Source organism: Paraburkholderia sp. GAS82 (genome assembly GCF_050436285.1).
GTDB lineage: Bacteria > Pseudomonadota > Gammaproteobacteria > Burkholderiales > Burkholderiaceae > Paraburkholderia > Paraburkholderia phenazinium_B.
This window is the reverse complement of sequence record NZ_JBNDLX010000001.1, coordinates 507692-526823: the sequence shown is the minus strand read 5'-3', so window position 1 is coordinate 526823 and position 19132 is coordinate 507692. Positions and strand designations below refer to the sequence as shown.

15 protein-coding genes and 1 tRNA gene are annotated in these 19132 nt (G+C 62.6%); 6 read left to right on the top strand and 10 right to left on the bottom strand.

The window, feature by feature from the left end:
- Positions 1-39 precede the first annotated feature (39 nt).
- A complete protein-coding gene (locus tag P3T17_RS02360) occupies positions 40-1152 on the bottom strand; it encodes an acyltransferase family protein (RefSeq protein ID WP_074264143.1) in 1113 nt (370 codons plus the stop codon).
- A 382-nt stretch (positions 1153-1534) separates the two neighbouring features.
- Here P3T17_RS02360 and P3T17_RS02355 point away from each other — a divergent pair, with 382 nt between their 5' ends.
- On the top strand, positions 1535-3637 hold the full coding sequence (locus P3T17_RS02355) for a M3 family metallopeptidase (RefSeq protein WP_429404474.1): 2103 nt from the start codon (positions 1535-1537) through the stop codon (positions 3635-3637).
- A gap of 132 nt (positions 3638-3769) precedes the next feature.
- Here the strand turns inward: P3T17_RS02355 and P3T17_RS02350 are convergent, their stop codons facing one another.
- Entirely contained in the window at positions 3770-5059 is a 1290-nt protein-coding gene (locus P3T17_RS02350) for an amidohydrolase family protein (RefSeq protein ID WP_429404472.1), read from the bottom strand.
- Between the two features lie 76 nt (positions 5060-5135).
- Positions 5136-6383 carry a DNA polymerase IV gene (gene dinB / locus P3T17_RS02345; RefSeq protein ID WP_429404470.1) on the bottom strand — a complete coding sequence of 416 codons (1248 nt, stop codon included), beginning with the start codon at positions 6381-6383 and terminating at the stop codon, positions 5136-5138.
- Between dinB and P3T17_RS02340 the strand changes: the two genes are divergently transcribed.
- The gene (locus P3T17_RS02340; RefSeq protein ID WP_429404469.1) at positions 6370-6756 is read left to right on the top strand and encodes a hypothetical protein; all 387 of its coding nucleotides are present in this window, start codon (positions 6370-6372) and stop codon (positions 6754-6756) included. The genes dinB and P3T17_RS02340 overlap by 14 nt on opposite strands.
- Before the next feature lie 138 nt (positions 6757-6894).
- A complete protein-coding gene (locus P3T17_RS02335) occupies positions 6895-7614 on the top strand; it encodes an aspartate/glutamate racemase family protein (RefSeq protein ID WP_429404467.1) in 720 nt (239 codons plus the stop codon).
- A 35-nt stretch (positions 7615-7649) separates the two neighbouring features.
- Here the strand turns inward: P3T17_RS02335 and P3T17_RS02330 are convergent, their stop codons facing one another.
- From P3T17_RS02330 to P3T17_RS02305, 6 genes are all read right to left on the bottom strand, one after another.
- Positions 7650-9011, bottom strand: a complete 1362-nt coding sequence (locus tag P3T17_RS02330; RefSeq protein WP_429404465.1) for an AAA-associated domain-containing protein — start codon at positions 9009-9011, stop codon at positions 7650-7652.
- An 88-nt stretch (positions 9012-9099) separates the two neighbouring features.
- Positions 9100-10851 carry an ABC transporter permease gene (locus P3T17_RS02325; RefSeq protein WP_429404463.1) on the bottom strand — a complete coding sequence of 584 codons (1752 nt, stop codon included), beginning with the start codon at positions 10849-10851 and terminating at the stop codon, positions 9100-9102.
- 100 nt (positions 10852-10951) lie between these two features.
- Positions 10952-11092, bottom strand: a complete 141-nt coding sequence (locus P3T17_RS02320; RefSeq protein WP_166660733.1) for a hypothetical protein — start codon at positions 11090-11092, stop codon at positions 10952-10954.
- A 646-nt stretch (positions 11093-11738) separates the two neighbouring features.
- Positions 11739-13637 (bottom strand): potassium transporter Kup, encoded by a 1899-nt coding sequence (locus tag P3T17_RS02315; RefSeq protein WP_074264135.1) that lies wholly within the window; start codon positions 13635-13637, stop codon positions 11739-11741.
- A gap of 549 nt (positions 13638-14186) precedes the next feature.
- Positions 14187-14263, bottom strand: a tRNA-Met gene (locus P3T17_RS02310).
- 69 nt (positions 14264-14332) lie between these two features.
- Positions 14333-14620 carry a hypothetical protein gene (locus P3T17_RS02305; RefSeq protein WP_074264134.1) on the bottom strand — a complete coding sequence of 96 codons (288 nt, stop codon included), beginning with the start codon at positions 14618-14620 and terminating at the stop codon, positions 14333-14335.
- A gap of 240 nt (positions 14621-14860) precedes the next feature.
- Here P3T17_RS02305 and P3T17_RS02300 point away from each other — a divergent pair, with 240 nt between their 5' ends.
- The 3 genes from P3T17_RS02300 (at position 14861) to xth (ending at position 16904) form a co-directional block, all read left to right on the top strand.
- Positions 14861-15307 (top strand): response regulator, encoded by a 447-nt coding sequence (locus tag P3T17_RS02300; RefSeq protein WP_083611389.1) that lies wholly within the window; start codon positions 14861-14863, stop codon positions 15305-15307.
- 169 nt (positions 15308-15476) lie between these two features.
- Positions 15477-15710 carry a hypothetical protein gene (locus tag P3T17_RS02295; protein WP_429404460.1) on the top strand — a complete coding sequence of 78 codons (234 nt, stop codon included), beginning with the start codon at positions 15477-15479 and terminating at the stop codon, positions 15708-15710.
- 417 nt (positions 15711-16127) lie between these two features.
- A complete protein-coding gene (gene xth / locus P3T17_RS02290) occupies positions 16128-16904 on the top strand; it encodes an exodeoxyribonuclease III (RefSeq protein ID WP_074264132.1) in 777 nt (258 codons plus the stop codon).
- A 2-nt stretch (positions 16905-16906) separates the two neighbouring features.
- Here the strand turns inward: xth and P3T17_RS02285 are convergent, their stop codons facing one another.
- On the bottom strand, positions 16907-19072 hold the full coding sequence (locus tag P3T17_RS02285) for a prolyl oligopeptidase family serine peptidase (protein ID WP_429404458.1): 2166 nt from the start codon (positions 19070-19072) through the stop codon (positions 16907-16909).
- Positions 19073-19132 lie beyond the last annotated feature (60 nt).

The following is a 19132-nucleotide window of genomic DNA, read 5'->3' as shown; positions in this document are numbered from 1 at the left end:
CATCAGCTCGCGCTCGGCAGCCTTTACCCGCACCCGTATCTAACGCGCCGCCGAATTGGCTGCCGCCGCCCCAACCGCGCCCGGTGTACGTGCCAGACGCCGGTGGCACCACACCAGTACCGGCCGCTCCACAAAGCGCCACGAAAGCACTGCGCAAAGCAGGATGAAGGGCGCGGCAACCAACGTTGCCGTCTGATGACTCAGACGCGGCGCGAGACTTGCCACACATTGCTGCATCATGAAGCCGTACAGATAGATGCCGTACGAGTAATCGTTGCGTGGCGTGAGGCGGCGCAGCAGCGGCGTCGTGCCGACCCACAGCACGCCGTACACGAAGGCCAGATAGAACAGCGGTTGCGCGGCAGCCGTGTCGCGGAACACCAGAAATACCATCACGAGACCAAGCGCAGCGAGACCATGAAGCTCGATGTCCTCGCGCCAGCCGTACAGCAGCATGCCGATGAAAAAGAACGGCTCGGGCCAGAACGAATAGCCGGGCGTCTTTGCGGAGAAGTCGCGCAATTCGAGGTGCAGATGCGGCACCAGATGCACGCGCAGCACGAATGCGGCCAACCCCAGCGCGGCGGCAAGCACCACACCCCAACGGTTCGACAGCAAGCCCACGAGCCCCGTGAACAGCACGATCAGATAGCAGCGCACCGCGAGCGGCAGCGTCCACAGCGGCGCGCTGACTTCGTTCAGCCAGCGGTTATGCTCGAACACGCCGGGCACGGCCCAGCTGCCGTTCAGCACGAGCGTGGAGAAGTTGTCGAGATTGGCCCATGTCACGCCGGAGGCGAAATATTCGCGTAGCGGCAGCGTGGTGAAGAGCGGCCCGATGACGAAGACCGTCACCAGCGAACCGGCCGCCACAGCCGGCCAGATACGTGCGATGCGCAGGACCGCGAAGCGCGGCGCCGAGCGTTGCCGGTCGAAACTGGCCGTCACCAGCATGCCGCTCAGCAGAAAAAATGCGTATATCCCGAATGCGATCAAACCGTCGAAACCGAGCGCGTTCGGGACCCAGTCGGTGCTGCCGTCCGGCTGCTGAAGCAGGTACGAGTACCCGTAGACGACAGCAATGGCCGCAAGGAGACGCACGAGGCCGAAGTTGTTCTCGTTACGCGATAAGGCATGCGAAAGCGGATTCATTTGGCGTTCTCCAGTCCCATGCTGTTTCACCGCGGTCGACACGAGTTAGCGCTTTAGCGCTTACTCGTGTCCCATGCTGTTTCATCGCGGTCGGCCACTTCATCGCACCATGCCGCAAAGCAACAAACCTGACCGTTCGCTTTCGTACAGACCGGTGGAGCGGACGAAAACCCGCCAAGCCGCGCACGACAGCCACCGCCGTCCCAAACGCTCTGGCACAAATATCGCAACGGATACACGAAAGACGAACTTCTGATAATTTGTGCCGTAGCCAATTGGAATCGCAGCCTGCTGCCCCAATAATGTCGATATCGGGCGCCGCCACGAGCCGCGTCCGCATACTCGCGCCTAGCCTATTCACTCGCGTCAGACAGGAAGCCTTATGTCCACCAACCAACCCACACACGACAACCCGCTCCTCGATTTCTCCGACCTGCCGCGCTTTGGCGACATCCGCCCCGAACACGTCACCCCCGCTCTCGACGTCCTGCTTGCCAACGCAACTGCCGCCGTCGAGCGCGCCGCCGCGCCGATCACGCCCGCGTCCTGGTCCGACGTGGTCGAGCCGGTAGAGCGCGTAACGGAGCCGCTGTCGCGCGCCTGGGGCGTCATCGGTCACCTGAACGCTGTCGCGGACACACCTGAGCTGCGCGCCGCCTATGGCGAGAATCTGCCGCGCGTCACGGAATTCTGGTCGAGCGTCGGGCAAAACCTTGCGCTGTTCGAAAAGTACAAGACGCTCGCCGCCAGCAGCGACTTCGGCTCGCTCACCGGCGAACGCAAGAAGATCCTGCAGAACGCCCTGCGCGATTTCCGCCTGTCGGGCGCGGAACTGCCCGAAGACCAGAAACCGCACTTCGCTGAATTGCAGGAGCGCCAGGCCAGTCTGTCGAAGTCGTTCTCCGATCACGTGCTGGACGCCACCAACGCCTACGCCTACCTCGTCGACGACAAGGCACAACTGGCAGGTCTGCCGGAAGATGTGATCGAAGGCGCAGAAGAAGCGGCCGAACGCGACGGCAAAAGCGGCTGGAAATTCACGTTGCATTTCCCGTCGTACTTCCCGGTCATGCAGTACGCGGAAAACCGCGCGATGCGCGAGACGATGTACCGCGCCTACGTCACGCGCGCCTCGGAACTGGGTGGCACCTACGGCGGCGGCAGGGCCGAGTGGGACAACACGGCGAACATCGCCGAGCAACTGAAGCTGCGCGCCGAAGAAGCGCACATGCTTGGCTATCACAACTTCGCCGAGGTCTCGCTGGCGCCGAAGATGGCCGAGTCCCCCGCGCAAGTGATGGCCTTCCTCGAAGACCTCGCCACGCGTGCCCGTCCGCATGCCGAGCAGGACTGGAAAGAACTGCGCGAATTCGCCGCCAACGAGCTTGGTTTGACCGAACTGCAACCGTGGGATATGACCTTCGCCGCCGAACGTCTGCGTCAGAAGCGCTATTCGTTCTCGGAAAACGAGGTCAAACAGTATTTCCCGGAAGACACCGTGTTCAAGGGCCTGTTCAAGGTCACGGAGACGCTCTTCGGCGTGAAGATCCGTCGCGATGAAGCGGCCGTATGGCATCCGGATGTGCGCTTTTTCCGCGTCGAGAATCAGGATGGCGGTCTGGTCGCACAGTTCTATCTCGACCTGTATGCGCGCGAAGGCAAGCGCGGCGGCGCGTGGATGGACGATGCACGAGCCCGTCACAAGCATGCGCAGGGCGGCGTGCAAACGCCGGTCGCGTATCTGACCTGCAACTTCTCGGCACCGGTCGGCGGCAAGCCGGCCTGCTTCACGCATGACGAAGTGATCACGCTGTTCCACGAGTTCGGCCATGGTCTGCATCACATGCTCACGCAGGTCGATGAGCTGGCCGTGTCGGGCATCAACGGCGTCGAGTGGGACGCGGTCGAACTGCCGTCGCAGTTCATGGAAAACTTCTGCTGGGAGTGGGACGTGCTGAGCGATATGAGCTCGCATGTCGAGACCGCCAAGCCGCTGCCGCGCGATCTGTTCGACAAGATGCTGGCTGCGAAGAACTTCCAGAGTGGCCTCGGCACGCTGCGGCAGATCGTGTTCTCGATGTTCGACATGAAGCTGCATACGGACTTCGATGCGACCGGTTCGCTGAGCGCCAACGATCTCGCCCGTGAGATCAACGAGCGCTTCCACGTGGTGCCGCAAGCGGCGTTCTCGCGCTGGCCGAACACGTTCAGCCACATCTTCGCCGGCGGTTATGCGGCGGGCTACTACAGCTACAAGTGGGCCGAAGTGCTGTCGGCCGATGCCTATGCCGCGTTCGAAGAAGCGGCTCAGGCGGCGAGCGGCAGCGTGCTCGATGCGGCCACCGGCACGCGCTATCGCAAGGAGATTCTTGAAGTGGGCGGCAGCCGTCCTGCGATGGAATCGTTCAAGGCGTTCCGCGGCCGTGAGCCGAATATCGACGCGCTGTTGCGTCATAACGGTATGACGCCGGCTACGACGCATTGAGCTTTGCGCGCCCATTGGCGCGGCTTCTGGAAAAAACCGGTGCCCTGCTCACTCACGCAGGCACCGGTTTTTTATTGCGGGTGTTGCCCGTATCGCCAGCGTTACCTGTTATGACCACTACTCACGTTGACGCTACCCACGCCGCAGCTTGAAATCGACCTCCCCCGGTCGACCATCGAGCGCAAGCGTCGCCCGCGCAGCGGGCGAGCGGGCCACCACCTTGCCACGCCGCACCACCGCCAGCCGCGCCGCGCGCAGACGGATGGCTTCGACCGGATCGCGCGCATCCAGCAACACGAGATTCGCCTCGCATCCAGGCGCGATGCCATAACCTTCGAGCCCGAGAATCCGCGCTGCATTCACCGTCACCGCATCGAAGCACGCATGCATCGCGTCGACGCCGGTCATCTGTGCGACGTGCAGCCCCATGTGGGCCACCTCGAGCATATCGCCCGAACCAAGGCTGTACCACGGGTCCATCACGCAGTCGTGGCCGAATGCCACCGTGATGCCCGCAGCCATCATCTCCGGCACGCGTGTCATGCCGCGGCGCTTCGGATAGGTATCGCTGCGGCCCTGCAACGTGATGTTGATGAGCGGATTGGCGATCGCCGCCACGCCCGAATCGCGCATCAGCGGCAAGAGCTTGCTGACGTAGTAGTTGTCCATCGAGTGCATCGAGGTCAGATGCGAACCCGTCACGCGTCCCTGCAAACCAAGCCTGTGCGTCTGCGCAGCCAACGTTTCGATGTGACGCGAAAGCGGGTCGTCCGATTCGTCGCAATGCATGTCCACGCGCAAGCCCTGCTCCGCCGCGTATTCGCACAGGATGCGCACCGACTCCGCGCCATCCGCCATGGTCCGCTCGAAGTGCGGGATGCCGCCGACCACATCGACACCGAGCGCAATTGCCCGCTTCAGATTGTCGAAGGCACCCGCGCTACGCAAAACCCCGTCTTGCGGAAAGGCCACCAGTTGCAGGTCGAGGTACGGCGCGACGCGCCGCTTGACCTCGAGCAACGCTTCGACGGCCAGCAGGCTCGGATCGCACACGTCGACATGGCTGCGAATTGCCAGCAGACCGCGCGCCACCGCCCAGTCGCAGTACTGCAGCGCGCGCTCGATCAGAGCCTCCTGGGTCAACTGAGGTTTGAGTTCGCCCCACAGCGCAATGCCTTCGAGCAGCGTGCCGGACGCATTGACGCGCGGCAGGCCATAGGACAGCGTCGCGTCCATATGAAAATGCGGGTCGACGAAGGGCGGCGTGACAAGCGAACCGGCAGCGTCGATTTCTTCGGGGGCGCTCGCAGCAAGATGCGGTTCGACCGCGATGATGCGCCCCGCCTCGATGCCGATATCGACCGGCTCTCTATATTCGGAGGCACTACGCGGCAGGCTGGCACGGCGGATGATCAGGTCCATGTCTCGCTCCTTTGACTGCCATCGATTCTATCGGCGTCAGAAAGGCCTTGGGGGCGACTAAACGACAACTGGACGACTATTCGGCAGAATCGTGCGGAGGCGCTTGCTCCGGCGCTTCGATGACCTCATCCGCCGGCTCTTCATCGAACAGCTCGAACTGCCCGTGCTGGGCAAGATGCTCTTCCTCGAGCCGCACGCCCACACCCAGCAGCCTCACGGCCTGATTGCGGCGCGCAAAGCCCTTTTCCAGCAATGCGAGAAAGGTAGGCAGATGGGTAACCTCGCCGACGCATTCGACCGTAGTGCGCTGAAAATCGGCGAAGCGGATCTTCACGAACAGCTTTCGCACGGCCGCTGCCGCCTCGGCGCGCGCAATCCGTACGTCCAGTTGTTCGGCCAGCCGCCGCAGTTCCGCCGCGCACTCTTCGAGCGTGCGCAGATCCGTGACGTAAGTCGTCTCCACGCTCACCGATTTGCGCTCCCGGTCCGAGCGCACGGGCCGGTCGTCGATGCCGCGCGACAACTCGTAGAGCCGCCTGCCGAACACGCCGAACTGACGATGCAGATCGACGAGCGGCCACTCGCGCAACTGGGCGCATGTCACGAGCCCAAGCTTTTCGAGCTTCGCCGCCGTCACCTTGCCCACCCCGAAAATCTTGCGCACCGGCAATGCGGCGACGAACGCGTCAACCTCGTGCGGCCGCACCACATAAAGACCGTCGGGCTTGTTCCAGTCGGAGGCGATCTTGGCGACGAACTTGTTGGGCGCCACGCCGGCCGACACCGTCACGCCGACCGTCTCGCGGACACGCTCGCGGATCTCGTTGGCCATCAGCGTGGCGCTGCCTTTACAGCGCTCGGTGTGGGTGACGTCCAGATAGGCTTCGTCGAGCGACAGCGGTTCGACCTCGACCGCGTAATCGCGGTAGATCGCCATGATCTGGCGCGAGGCGATGCGGTATTTCTCCATGGTGGGCGGGATGAGCAGCAAATCGGGACACTTGCGCAACGCCATTGCCGACGACATGGCCGAATGCACGCCGAAGCGCCGCGCCTCGTAGTTGCAGGTGGCCACCACGCCGCGATGATCGGGCCGCCCGCCCACTGCCAGCGGCCGGCCGCGCAAGGACGGGTCGTCGCGCATTTCGACCGATGCGTAGAAACAGTCGCAGTCGCAATGGATGATCTTGCGCAAGGGCGAGGGCGGCGGCGAGGGCGAATCCGCCGGAGGAGTGTCGAGCTGGTTCAAGATGCATATACTGTACAAAAATACAGTAGTATTATCAAGAAGCTCACGGATCGTTACGCCCATGCCCTCTTCCATCCGCAACTCGTTACTCTGGATATTCGACGCCTTCGAGCGCGATTCGACCTTTATCACCAAGCGGATGTTCGGCCTGGACGCCGCTTATATCGACGGCCTGTTGTGTCTGGTCGCGGGCGATCGCGACCGGCCGTGGAACGGCCTGCTGGTGTGCTCCTCGCAGGACAGGCACGCCGCGCTGATGGAGGAACTGCCCGCCTTGCAGCCACACCCGGTGCTGGGAAAGTGGCTCTATGTCGCCCAGGACGATCCGGCGTTCGAAACCACCGTCGACGAGGTGACGGCGCTCGTGCTCGCCCGCGATCCGCGGATCGGCGTCGAACCGAAGCCACGCAAGTCGCGCGGCAAAAAATCCACCTTGCCGAAGGCTTAGGATCAGTCAGGCCAGAGGCACGAATCCGCCGCCGCAACTCCCACCGTACCGGCGCAAGCGCGCCGATCCGTACCGCTTTCCAGCGCCCCGCCCGGCCTATACTCGTCGCTCACCCATACGCATCGGCAGGACAGGGATATGAAAACGATCGGCATCATCGGCGGCATGAGCTGGGAGTCATCCACCGAGTATTACCGGCTGCTCAACCGCCACGCAAAGGCGCGGCTCGGCGGCCACCACAATGCTCGCAGCGTCTTGCTGACCGTTGACTTCGCCGAAGTGGAAGCGCTCCAGCGCGCCGGCGACTGGGCGGCGCTCGGTACGCAGATGGCCGACGCCGCGCAGCAACTCGAACGCGGCGGCGCGGACCTCGTGATCCTTGCCACCAACACGATGCATCGGGTGTACGAGTCGATCGAACAGGCCATCTCGATTCCCTTCCTGCATATCGCCGACCCGACCGGCAGCGCTTTGCGCGAGGCTGGCGTCGAGCGTGTGGGGTTGCTCGGCACGCGCTATACGATGGAGCAGACGTTTTACACGGGACGCCTGAACGAACGCTACGCACTCGAAACGCTGACGCCGAACGAAGCCGATCGCGCGGAAGTGCATCGCATCATTTACGACGAGTTATGCCATGGCGTGGTCCACGAGGAATCACGGCGCGTCTATCAGCGCGTGATCGAGGACCTGGCCGCCCGCGGGGCGCAGGCGGTGATTCTCGGCTGCACGGAGATCACGCTCCTGATCAAGCCGGAGCATGCCGCGTTGCCGGTGTTCGATACCACAGCGCTGCATGCGCAGGCTGCGGTCGACTGGGCGATCGAGGCGGACGCTCAGCGCGCAGCGGCACGCTGATGCCGCTGCGTTCTTCAATAACCGAATAACCGCGCTCAGGCCTCCACGTCCTCCAGACTGAACAGTTCGGTCTGGTCGTTGTACGAGAAGATCTCGCCATAGCGGCCCCAGTTGATCACCGCGTCGAGCGTCTCTTCGGCCGCGCTATCCGTCAGGAAGTCTTCCAGCTCCTGTTCGAAGCGCACACGCGGCGCACGATGCCCCGGACGCTCGTTGAGCACGGTCTTGATCCGGCTCGCAAGCGGCACGTGGCGCAGCAGATGCTCGGCGAACATCAGCTTGCGTTCCTGCGTGCCGAGTTCAGCGAACACGCGCGCAGGCGGCGTCAACAGAATGTCGCCTTCGCGGACTTCGGCGAAGCCCAGGTGCTGCAGCATTTCGGCGACCGGGAACAGATCGTCCACTTCGAGATGCAGCGAACGGGCAATTTCCGGCATGTCCGCACGGCCGTGGTAAGGCGCCATGGCGAGCATTTCGATCAGACCGGCCATCAGGTTGGTCGACACATGCGGCAGCAGGCTTCCCAGTTCCAGGCCCTTCCTGGTCGACTCACCAGCCTGACGCGCGGTCATTTTCGCGTAGATCTCGTCCACCAGCTTGCGGAACGCCGGATCGAGCCGGTTGCGCGGATGCGCAAACGGCACCTTGATCTCGGCCACCACTTTGCCCGGGTTCGACGACAGCACCAGAATCCGGTCGCACATGAACACCGCTTCTTCAATGTTGTGCGTGACAATCAGCACCGACTTGATCGGCATACGACCCTGGGTCCACAGATCCAGTAGATCGGTACGCAGCGTTTCGGCGGTCAGCACGTCGAGCGCGGAGAACGGCTCATCCATCAGCAGCAGCGTCGGGTCGACCACCAGTGCACGAGCGAAGCCCACGCGTTGACGCATACCGCCTGACAGCTCGCGCGGATAAGCGTTTTCGAAGCCGTCCAGACCGATCAGATCGATCGCCGCCAGCGCGCGTTCGCGGCGCTCGCGAGCACCGACGCCCTGCGCTTCCAGACCCGCTTCCACGTTCTGCAGAACCGTGAGCCAGGGGAACAGCGCGAAGGTCTGGAACACCATCGCCACGCCCTTGGCGGGACCGCTGAGCGGCTTGCCGAGGTAGTTCACATCGCCGCTGGTCGGCTCGATCAGACCAGCGATGATACGCAGCAGCGTCGACTTGCCCGAGCCCGAGCGGCCCAGCATGCCGACGATCTCGCCTTCACGCAGCGACAGGTTCACCCCGTCGAGCACCAGCAATTCGTCCTGGTTCTTGTCGAAGCCGCGGCTCACGTCGGTGACGCGCAGCACTTCTGCGCCAAGGCGTGCGGGCGTGGCCGGGATCTGGGTCTGCGGCGGCGTCGGGAGCAGATCGGCCGAGACGATTTTAGGATTTAGCATCGTGGTCACTCTCACAATAAAACACCGGGTCGCCCTGCTTTTTAAGCCCCTTCAAAGGGCCGAGGCGAAACGTCAGTTATAGGGACGCTCAGTCGAGCCGCAGTTTGGATTCGGCATAGGCGTACATCGGACGCCACAACGTGCGGTTGAACAACGTCACGAACAGCGACATCACCGCAATGCCGAGAATGATCTTCGGGAAGTCGCCCGCCGCCGTGGTCTGCGCGATATACGAGCCCAGCCCGTGGGCCACCACCTTGGTATCGCCCCACTGCACATACTCGGCCACGATGCTCGCATTCCACGCGCCACCCGAAGCGGTAATTGCGCCCGTCACGTAGTACGGGAAAATTCCAGGCAGCATCGCCTTGCGCCACCACTGCCAGCCGCGAATGCTGAAGTTCTTCGAGACTTCGCGATAGTCGTTCGGATAGGCGCTCGCCCCTGCAATCACGTTGAACAGGATGTACCACTGGGTACCCAGCACGATCAGCGGCGACAGCCAGATATCCGGGTTCAGATGGAAGCGCACGATCACGATCACGAACACCGGGAACAGCAGATTGGCCGGGAACGCGGCGAGGAACTGCGCGAGCGGCTGGATCTTCTCGGCCAGCGCCGGACGCAGCCCGATCAGCACGCCGATCGGCACCCAGATCGCCGACGAGATCGCGATCAGCAGCGCCACGCGCAGCAGCGTGATCAGGCCGAGCACGAAGACATGGCCCACTTCATCAAGCGTGACGCCGGTCCGCACATAGGCGACGACGCGATAGACGACGTAGAGCGTCAGGAGAATCACGAGGACGCCCCAGATGATGTCGCCCAGGCGCGACGACTTCTGGCGGCGCGGCATGCTGAACTTGAGTTGCCCCAGGCCTGGCAGACGCATTGGCATACGCGCCGTATTGGCGAACAGCTTGCCCATCGGCACGAGGCCGCGGTGAATCAGACGGGTGCGGCGCACGAGGTCGAGCAGCCAGGACTCCGGCGCGTTACCCGAACTGGTCGTTTCCATGCGGAACTTGTCGGCCCACGCGACGAGCGGACGGAACAGCAACTGGTCGTACGCGATGATCACGATCGTCATGGTCAGAATGACCCAACCGATCGCATGCATGTTCTTGTCCGCGATCGCCTGCGCCAGGTAGGCGCCGATCCCCGGTAACGTGATCGTGTTGTTGCCCACCGTGATCGCTTCCGAGGCCACCACGAAGAACCAGCCGCCCGACATCGACATCATCATGTTCCAGATGAGGCCGGGCATCGAGAAAGGTACTTCGAGCTTCCAGAAGCGCTGCCAGCCGGTCAGGTGAAAGCCGCGCGAGACTTCGTCCAGATCGCGCGGTACCGAGCGCAGCGACTGGTAGAAGCTGAATGTCATGTTCCAGGCCTGGCTCGTAAAGATCGCGAAGATCGCCGCGAGTTCGGCGCCCAGCACCCGCCCCGGAAACAGCCCTATGAAGAACGTCACCGTGAAGGAAATAAAGCCGAGCACCGGCACCGACTGCAGGATGTCGAGAATCGGCACCAGCACTTTTTCGGCGCGGCGGCTCTTGGAAGCAATCGTGCCGTAGATCAGCGTGAACGCCAGCGACGCCGCCATCGCCGCCAGCATGCGCAACGTGGTGCGCAGCGCGTATTCGGGCAGGCTCGACGGGTCGAGCGAGATCACCTGGGTCTTGAGCGTCGACATCGGCGCGAGCGTCTGGTGAAAACCAATCGCCGTAAAGGCGATCACGCAGATGATCAGCGGAAAGGCGACGAAGTCCCAGCCGTTGGGCAGCAAGCGCCAGGCGGACGCATTAGCGGTGCGGTTTAGATTGAAACTGAAATTCATCTGGCGTCTCGAACAAGGACAGCACACATCAGCGCCCTCCGCAGGGGCGTCTCATCGCGGACGACGAAACGCCCCTGCAGATGGCGCAGGAGCAAAGGAATCAGGAAAACAGGGACTTCAGGCTGTGCCAGAGCACGACTAACTTATGCGGTCCGCGGGCTTGCAGCGAAAGCATGGCGTCGTAGTGGACGCGCGCTTCCTGGACATGCGGGAGTTGCGACAGGAGGAGGCCGAAATTCATGGTATTGCTCCGAGCGTTGGCTTAACGCATTCAATGGAAGCCAGCAGACCCGGAGCGCCGGCGCATCAGCCGCGCGGCCCAGAAGTTCTACTCGCTTCCTTTAGACAAAGGGAAGGCATAGCGGCATAAGGGACAACTGTCAGGGTCTGGCACGGGGTGCTCCTTCAAAAACATGCGTAGCGGGAGCCCATAAGCAGGCGCGCGCAAACGCAGCCACGAGCGGCGCTCGCGACACGGTGCCATGCAAACGCGCGACAACGCTGCGTTCGTACGGCGCTATTTGAGGTGCACGGAGAGATTTACTACGGCGCGCACCGTCTGCCTGCTGGCATGACGGCGGCTAGAGAATTACAGCGCGGGCGTCCTGCCAATCAGGCGGCAAATCCGATCGAAGATCGACTACTGCTACTGTCCAAGGCATTTGCCCCATTTGTGATAACGGCCGAATTCTAGACATTTTGAGACCTGGAAGTCAACTTGATTCGCCAGGCAATGCCAACTCAACAGGATTGTGTTGCGCAGTGGCTTCAGAAGACGCAACACTGCTCGTCGTCTGCCTTTCAGGCGGTCAAAAACGGAAAGGATTCCGCAAGAGCGAGGGCGCCGGTTCGAAAGACCAACCGGCCTGCCCCACCTTCGTCCCAGCCTACAGATTGATCTGTCCGCCCAGTTCGACCACGCGGTTCGCCGGCAAGCTGTAGTACTCAGCCGCCTGCGCCGCATTGCGGCCGAGGAACGCAAACAGCTTCTCGCGCCACAGCGCCATTTCCTTGCTCTCGCCAGTGGCAAGCACCGTATCGCGGGCAAGGAAGAACGAGGTGTCCGCCGGCTCGTATTCCCAGTCGGGGATCGCCTTGGCGACCAGCAACAAAACCGCCGGCACGTTCGGGATCTCCATGAAGCCATGGCGCACGTTGACCGCATAGCAGCCATAACCCATGTTCTCGACGGTGATTTTCTCCTCGTCGTGCACGTGCGGAACGTTCTCGGTCATGCCGGCCATGAAGATGTTGGTCCCATGCATAACGCGGTTGTGCTTCAGGTTGTGCATGAACGCAGAGGGTGTCATGCCGGCCACGCCCCCCGGGAAGACCGCCGTGCCTTCGACGCGCGGCGGCGGATGCGAGCCGCCGCACAGCGACTGGATCAGACCGGCGAGCGGAATATTGTCGGTCTTCATGCGCTCGACCACCAGCTCGCGGCCGCGGTGCCAGGTGGTCATCACCGTGAACAGCACGCCGCCCGCCAGCAGCGGGAACCAACCGCCTTCAGCGACCTTGCTGACGTTACTCGAGACGAACACCGCATCGACCAGCGCCAGCGGCCCGATCACCACGAAGGTGGCGAGCGGACTCCACTTCCACAGGGAGTGGGTGATGAAATACATCAGCAGCGTAGTCAGCAGCATGGTCGAGGCAACGGCAATCCCGTACGCCGCAGCCAGGTTGTCCGAAGATTTGAAGAACACCACGAGGAACACCACCGCGGCGTACAGCGACACGTTGATGAACGGCACGTAGACCTGCCCGACTTCGTGCGTCGACGTATGGACGACGGGGATGCGCGGCAGGAAGCCGAGTTGGACCGCCTGCTTGGTCATCGAGAACGCGCCGGAAATCACCGCCTGCGAGGCGATGATGGTGGCGAACGTGGCCAGCACAACCAGCGGCACGAGCGCCCAGCCGGGCGCGGACTCGAAGAACGGCTGCTCGATGGTCGAGGGCCGCGCCAGCACCAGCGCGCCCTGACCGAAGTAGTTGAGAATCAGGCTGGGCAGCACCAGCAACAGCCAGGCAAGGCGAATCGGCTTCTTGCCGAAGTGCCCCATGTCGGCATAGAGCGCCTCGCCCCCCGTCAGCGCAAGGAACACCGAACCCAGTACCACGAACGCCGTGCCGGGCGCGCGCGTCACGAACGTCACGGCGTACAGCGGCGAAACCGCCTTGATGATGCCCGGGCCGGTCACGATGTGCAGCAGCCCCAACGCGGCCAGCGTGACAAACCAGACGATCATGATCGGGCCGAATACCTTGCCGACCGTCCCCGTGCCGCGCTTTTGCAGCTTGAAAAGACCCGTCAGGATAACCAGCGAGATCGGCACGATCCACGCGGTCAGTTTGGGGTCGACCAGCGTGACGCCTTCCACCGCCGAGATCACCGAAATGGCCGGCGTGATCATCGAGTCGCCGTAGAACATCGCGGCACCGAATACGCCGAGCGTCAGCAGCACCTGCGACAGCCGCGCCGGCGCGACACGCGAGGCCAACGCGGTCAGGGCGAGAATGCCGCCCTCGCCGTCGTTGTCGGCGCGCATCACGAAGCTCACGTACTTGAGCGTGACCACCATGATGATCGACCAGAGAATCAGCGAGACGATGCCGAACACATTCGTCTGGTTGATGCCGCCTGCGGCCTTCAGACATTCGCGCAATGTGTACAGCGGGCTTGTGCCGATGTCGCCGAACACGACGCCGATGGCGCCAAGCACGAGACTGGGCGCGGCGGCGGCTGTATGGGACGAGGGACTGGTGACAGATGAGGACATAGGGTGTCGTAAGTTAATTGAAATTAACGGCATGCCTGACCATATTGGCGACTGACGCAAATACGGCCCTCGCACCAGCGGAATATCTAGCTTCTAGCAGGTTCTTGATACAACGCGATGAAAATATTATGCGGCGATGATGGGATTGTGGGGAAACGGGTTCGAAAACCGCCCTACCGGAGCTTCCAGATGCCCCATATGGCAATTGCTAGAGCCAGCCCGAAACCGCCGCCCAACAGGATATATGTCGCCATTTCAACTTCCTCGAAACCAGGGTTGCCTCGGGACCGTACACCCTGGCCGGACGCACAACCCGCAAGCGGCGAATAGTACCTTTGGTTCCTTTCAGAACCCATGACGGATTCGCCCCGGTCAATTGGGCATGCAGGCAGCCCTTGTCCGTTGTGAACCTGCGTGCTGGGCAAATAAAAATTCCTAAGGATTCCGTATTGGTCTCAATCGCTGATCGAACATGATATCCAGCCGCTACGGCCGCTATCCAATGAAAAAAGCCCGCGTGGCTTACGCCAGCGGGCTTTCCATGATGCTTGGTTGCGGGGGTAGGATTTGAACCTACGACCTTCGGGTTATGAGCCCGACGAGCTGCCAGACTGCTCCACCCCGCGTCAGAGGAAACGGATTGTATAGAGATGTCGGCATATCGTCAAACAATCGGGTGGATTATTTTCTTAACGTCAAAGATCGGCGACTGACGCCCCTTCCACTTTGCCGTCAATGATGTCTGCGCCGTACTGGCTCGCGCTGCGCTTGGCGATGCCGAAATCGGAGAACGTGGCAGGCCGCACGAGACGAAACACGCGGCTCGCCTTCGAACCGCTGATTGCCCCTGGCCGACACACGCGCACCGCAACGTCGTAGCCCTCGGCGTGCCGCTTGTGGCCGTCGAACTTGTCGAACTCCCGCGAGAAAACCAGCGGGTGCACTTCGAAGTCCTTATAGAGCGCTGGGTACAGTTCAGCCATGGCAATTCCCCGGTTCATGAATATCGTCTCACTATACGCCCCGCCAGGGAGCGCCCCGGTATTTATTTTCCTGTCCGACCCCGCGGCGGCTTGACGCTGGCAGCGCGTCAGCGGGCTGCCATGCTCTTGCGGCACAATCCACTCACGGCGCGCGCGACCGGCCACGCAACAACGCATACAACCGGCACGCAACAGCGAGGAACGCGCGTTGCTCTGCCGAATTGATCTGGAGGAGGACACATGGACCCATTTGCACCGGCGCCGAAAGTCACGGTGTGGCGTATGCCGCGCCCCGCGTCTTTGCAGAACCATCTATTGATGATCGCCGACGACGACCAGCTCGCGTGCCAGTCCGCGGCGCAGGTTCTCCGGCTTGCCGGTTTCGAGGTATTGACGGCCTATAGCGGACAGGAAGCGCTGCGCCTCGCGCGGGCTGCCCAGCCGGCAGTGGCGATCCTCGACCTGTCGATGCGTATCGGCAATGGCTGGGACACCGCCACCACGTTGCGCGACGAGGCACAGGAGATGTTGCTGATCGCCCATACCGGATTCTCGACCCATTCCGAATGGCAGCGGGCCGAAAGCTGCGGCTTCGATGCGTACTTCGTGAAACCTTGCGACCACGATCGGCTGATCGGGTTGATCAGGGAATTCCTCGGCTCGTGCCCGCGCGCCAATTCAGATTGAAAGGCAACGCCTCATGGGCGCTTCGTGCGCGGCGGTAGCGTAAGGTTTTCTATCGCACGTTCGTTGGCAGGCGCCACGAAAAATTCACGGGGTCAGGCTCGACGCTTGCTGGTCACGTCGGACAAAAGATGGCGACGATCCGATCAACTTTCGCTGTGGAGCAACACCTATGGAATGCGCGTACAAGTCATGCACGATCCACGTCTCAGCCGGCATTGAAAACGGCGAGATTGTCGGCAACGCGCGCATCGAGTTACCGCCCGGGCTCGAAGCCGGCGTCCCCGAAACACATGACATGATCTTCGCCCAGGGTTTCGTCGACGAGCACGAGGCCATCGAATTCGCCAGCGCGTGCGCCAAGGCGTGGGTGGACGAACACTGCGAAGAGCCGCCGGGCAGCTAAAAAAAAGCCGCGACCAGGTCGCGGCACAAACACACGTCGCGCGAAGATTGCTGCGCTTGATGCATCCTACCCAGGTCATCGCTGGGCGCAATCGGGTGTCTGGTCTGAGGGTTTGGCGACAGGCGCGAACCCCAGTCCTGGCGAGGGTTGCGGCCTCGTCAAGCGTGGCAGATTGATGTTGTGAAACTGCAACGGCGACGCGGTACCGGCGGGCCGGAAAAAATGCCCGGTGGAAGAGAACGTCCCACGTTCCGTTTCGATCAATTGATTAGGATACCGACAGTATCAGCGAAGAGGCGGGCTCAACGCTGCGACTGCGATTTTCCGATTGCGAATGAGACGGTTATCATCTCGGTCAACAGTACCGAAATGGCCCCAGTTGCCGCCCCACTCCTCTTTCGAGCATCGACATCGCCAATGAAAATCGCCACCTGGAACGTCAACTCACTGAAAGTCCGCCAGCAGCACGTGATGGACTGGCTCGAAACGAGTCAGGTCGACGTGCTCTGCCTGCAGGAGCTCAAGCTGACCGACGACAAGTTCCCGCGCGCCGAATTCGAGGCAAAAGGCTACCGAAGCTGGTTCGCCGGCCAGAAGACCTATAACGGCGTGGGCATCCTCGTGCGCGACGGTTTAAACGTCGATGAAAGCACGATCGTGCGCAATATCCCGGGCCATGAAGACCCGCAGCAACGCGTGATCACCGCGACGATCGAAGGCGTGCGGATCATCTCCGCCTACTTCCCGAACGGGCAGGCGCCGGGCAGCGAGAAGTTCGCCTACAAGCTGGGCTGGCTCGCGGCGCTGCACGACTGGCTCATTGGCGAACTCGCGCAGCATCCGAAGCTCGCGCTGCTCGGCGACTACAACATCGCCCCGGAAGATCGCGACGTCCACGACCCGAAGGCCTGGGAAGGACAGAACCTCGTCTCGCCGGAAGAGCGCGCCGAATTCGTGCGCCTGATCGGACTGGGACTCGTCGATGCGTTCCGCCAGTTCGATCATCCGGAGAAAATCTTCTCGTGGTGGGACTACCGCATGATGGCGTTTCGCCGCAATGCGGGGCTGCGCATCGATCACATCCTGCTGTCGCAGCCGCTTGCTGAAGTCTGCACGTCCTGCGATATCGACAAGGTGCCGCGCAAGTGGGAACAGCCGTCGGACCACGCACCCGTGGTTGCGCAGATTAACTGAGTCTAGGCGGCCTCTGTGCCGCCCAGACAGGTCCACAGGAAGTCATACTCCATCGCATCGTGGACGGCCTGCTCCAGTTCATCCGAGCCGCCGCCATGCCCGCCGTCCGTATCTTCCCGATACCACACGCGCTCTGCCCCCAGCGCCTGCATGCATGCCACCATCTTGCGCGCGTGCCCCGGATGGACCCGATCGTCGCTCGTCGAGGTCGTGAACAGCACCGGCGGATACTGCACCCCGGCGCTCACGTGGTGATACGGCGAGTAGGCTGCGAGCACGCGGGCCTCGTCCGGCTCGTCGGGATCGCCATACTCGTCGATCCATGATGCGCCGGCATGCAGCAGGTGATAGCGGCTCATATCGAGCAGCGGCACTTCGCACACCACCGCACCGAAAAGATCGGGGCGCTGCACCATGCACGCCCCCACCAGCAAGCCGCCGTTGCTGCCGCCCCTGATGCCCAGTTGCGCGGCCGTGGTCACGCCATCCGCGATGAGCGCCTCGCCTACCGCGATGAAATCGTCGAAGGAGCGTTGCCGGTTTTCCGCTTGTGCCGCGCGATGCCATTCGGTGCCGAACTCGCCACCGCCGCGAATATGTGCGACTACAAACACGCCGCCCTGTGCGAGCCAGCCAATCCCGGGTCCGGTCAGATAGCTCGGCGTGAGCGGAATGGCGAAGCCGCCGTAGCCAGTCAACAGACACGGACGAGCCTGCGCTGAGCCGCCCGCATGCGATGCCATTTCGAGCAGCGCGCGCGGACCGATCACCGTGTACGGCACACGTGTGCCGTCGGCGGATTGCGCGTGGCCTCGCTTGACCGTATAAGGCGTCGCGTCGAACTGGGTCGGCCACCGGTCGAGCAATTCCCATTCGGCGAGATCGTCGCGCGCCAGATCGGCGAGCCAGTATTCGGGCGGCAGCAGGTAATCGTCGACATCGACATACACCTCGTCATTGAGCGTCGGCTCGATGGGCGACACGTCGACCTGCGAGCTCGCGCGCGCCGGAAACGCGCGCGAGTGCCACTCCCATGCACCGTCCTCGCTCTGCTGCGGTTGCCAGAGAACTGTCTTGCTCTGCACGTCGTCCAGATACGAGACGATCAGATGATGTCGCGTGTGAGTCCAGTCGCATGCCGAGGTCTGTGCGTTCGGCGTGAAGAGCGGCACGAAGCGACGTTCGCCCGCCAGAAATTCGCGCTCGCGAATCGCCAGCAGCGCGCCGCCCGGATAGTGTGCGTCCTCCAGGGACCAGTCGAGGCGCGGCTCAAACAGCAACCAGCCTTCCCACGCGCCCACGCCCACATGCGTGGGGACGTCGTAGCGCTGCCACGCGCCGGCGGCATCGAGGTAGAAGGTTTCGGAATCGAAAAAGTCGACGCTGCGGGACGCCGTATGCCGCCGATCGATCGGATCGTAGTCCGCGTCGACACTGATGTCGTCGAACTCGCCGCGAAACACTACCGGTGCCTCGGCGAGCGACGTGCCGCGCGACCAGCGCCGCACTTCGCGCGGATAGCCCGAGCGCGTCAACGACTTGCCGCCTTTGTCCCAGCGCAGGTACACGCTGTCGCGGTCGATCCACGAAACCGTGTGCTTGCCGGCCTTGGCAACGACAAAGCCATCGCTCAGAAAACGCTGCGCGTCGATATCGAATTCCCGCACCACCACGGCGTCCGAGCCGCCCGGCGACAGCGTCACGAGCGCACGGTCACCATCGGGATAGAGGATGTCCAGTTCGACGCACACCCACGGCGTGCCTTCGGCCGCCCCAAGTGCATCGAAATCGAGCAGGTTTTGCCACGCCGGCGTACCCGCCCGCCAGCTCGCCCATGAGGTGCGCCGCCAGATGCCCTTGGGGTTGTGTTCGTCCTGCCAGAGGTCGTAGGCCCAGTCTTGCCAGCGATCCGGGATCACCGGCCGCTCGCGCGGCAAATAAGCCTCGGCCAGTTGCTGTCTGAGGGTCTCGAAGCGCGCGCTGCTGCACCATGCGGCACGCGTGCGGGCATTCTGCTGCTCGACCCAGGCCAGCACGGCAGGATCGTCGAGCGATTCGAGCGACAGGAAAGGATCGGGAGACTGAGGCCAGTGAACGGAAGCCGGGGATGCAGTGGATGCCGGGGACGTTGGGAAACCCTGGGAAGTCGAAGCGAAAGCAGCAGGCATGGTAGACCGTCGTAACTGAACAACGACGATTATGCCTTGTGACGCGCTACACGCTATATG